At 41.2% G+C, this 1,919-nt stretch carries 1 protein-coding gene; it reads left to right on the forward strand.

The features are described from left to right. Positions 1 to 92: 92 nt before the first annotated feature. A complete protein-coding gene (locus PX636_RS04580; protein ID WP_288116349.1) occupies positions 93 to 1,649 on the forward strand; it encodes a CPBP family intramembrane glutamic endopeptidase in 1,557 nt (518 codons plus the stop codon). Positions 1,650 to 1,919: the final 270 nt, after the last annotated feature.

The raw sequence follows: 1,919 nt of genomic DNA on the forward strand, positions 1-1,919 counted from the left end.
CCCTAAAATCCTAAAACCCTAAAACCCCAACACCTATTACCCAACCCCCATCACCCCATCACCTAACCCCTAACTCCCACTTAACTATTTTCATGTTCGATAATTTCTCAAAAAAACTCCCCTGGCAAAGTCTCAAACAAGCGATCGCTTTTTTCTTAACAATTATTGCTTTAACTCCAGTGGTTACAGCTTTAATTTCTAGTGTTAATCAGCCTCAAATCCAATCGAATATTCAACTGTATCAAACCAATATCAATCTACAAGCCACGACTCTCAGCAGCGATGCTGACCCTAATAGCGAGGAATTTGCTAATCTTAAATTAATTCAAACTTCCCTGATCGGTGAAGCTCCTTATACCACTGCCGAGGAACAGTATTTATCAGCCCAGAAAAGTGCCAAAAAAACAATCACCGAACTAGAAAAATCAGCAGTTAATCCCGAACAAAAAAAATCTCTTGAGCGCGAAATCAATTCCTTAAAAGATTTAGAGCTAAAATTAAGTCTCATTCAAGCTAGTCAAGGTGACTTGGATTCGGCACGGCAAATCTGGCAAGATATCAAGGAAAAATCAGAATTTAAGAACTATAAGCCTGCTATTTTGCGAAATGCGCTGCTGTTAGAGGGATTGTACAGTGACCCCCCCCAAATTGCTGCCGATGCTGAAGCGAGAATCGAGCGCAATTTTCAAGGATGGTTTCGTTATACCATTCTGGAAAAATTATATAGTCTCGAAAATCGTCAAGAGGATTTACTCGCTTTAGAGGAAGAACAGAGTGAAGTGGCGGCTAATGCGTTAATTAAACTAATTTTACTGGCTTTTTTGCCTCTTATCGGTGGTTTAATCGGTGTTGTGCTGTTGATCTTTTTATTAGTGCAGTGGCTTCTCCGTCAACAGCGATCGCTGCTCTTTTTAGATGATAGTCTCGCTTGGCAAACTAAGTGGGGAGGAGAAACCCTCTGGTGGGGAATAATTATCGGTTTCTTTTTCGTCGGACAAATTGTTTTACCGGTAATTTTCGTGATTTTATCGAGTTTCTTGAGTCTCAATCCCGAACAATTTAACCTAGAAGCTAAAGCAATATACGTTGTAGTTAGTTATTTAGCCTTAACAGTGAGCAGTTTATCGGTTTTATACCTAGCGATCAAGCCTTTTCGCCCTTTACCTCGCGATTGGTTTCGTTTTAACCTCTTTAGTCCTTGGCTTCTCTGGGGATTGGCTGGCTATTTCGTCGCTTTACCCCTCGTTATTATCGTTTCTTTGCTTAATCAACTAATTTGGCAAGGACAAGGGGGCAGTAACCCGCTGCTGACTTTAGCTCTAGAATCCCAGAATACCTTCGCTTTACTCTGTTTTGCCTTTACTGCTTCCCTTGCCGCTCCTTTTTTCGAGGAAATTGTCTTTCGCGGCTTTTTACTAGCTTCTTTGACTCGTTATCTACCCGTCTGGGGTGCAATTGCTCTTAGTAGTTTGATTTTCGCCCTGGCTCACCAAAATTTGTCAGAAGTGCTGCCTTTAACCGTCCTAGGTTGTGTTCTTGGCTTTGTTTACACCCGATCGAAAAATTTATTATCCTCGATGTTGGTTCATAGTCTCTGGAATGGTGGCACCCTGTTAAGTTTATTTTTATTAGGCAGCGGTGCAGGTTAGGTATCTGAACTATTCAGCGAATATTTTTTAAGGAAGCCTTGTTTGTCGATTGTACCCGATAACGGCTAGTTCAAAAATCGATACAACTACCTCGGGGGAAGGCTTTCGTGATTTTTCTTGGGGGAAAGTTCAGCTATAAGAGCCAATGACTCAAATCTCTATCAATCAACTGACTTAACTGCTGTATTTCTGGAATGAACTCCTGCTGTAAGGCTTTATGGATATCAATGGGCAGTTTTTTCTCGTCTTTGGATAGGACTTGCTTGTTCG

Source organism: Microcystis sp. M53598_WE2, from assembly GCF_030067735.1.
Classification (GTDB): domain Bacteria; phylum Cyanobacteriota; class Cyanobacteriia; order Cyanobacteriales; family Microcystaceae; genus Microcystis; species Microcystis aeruginosa.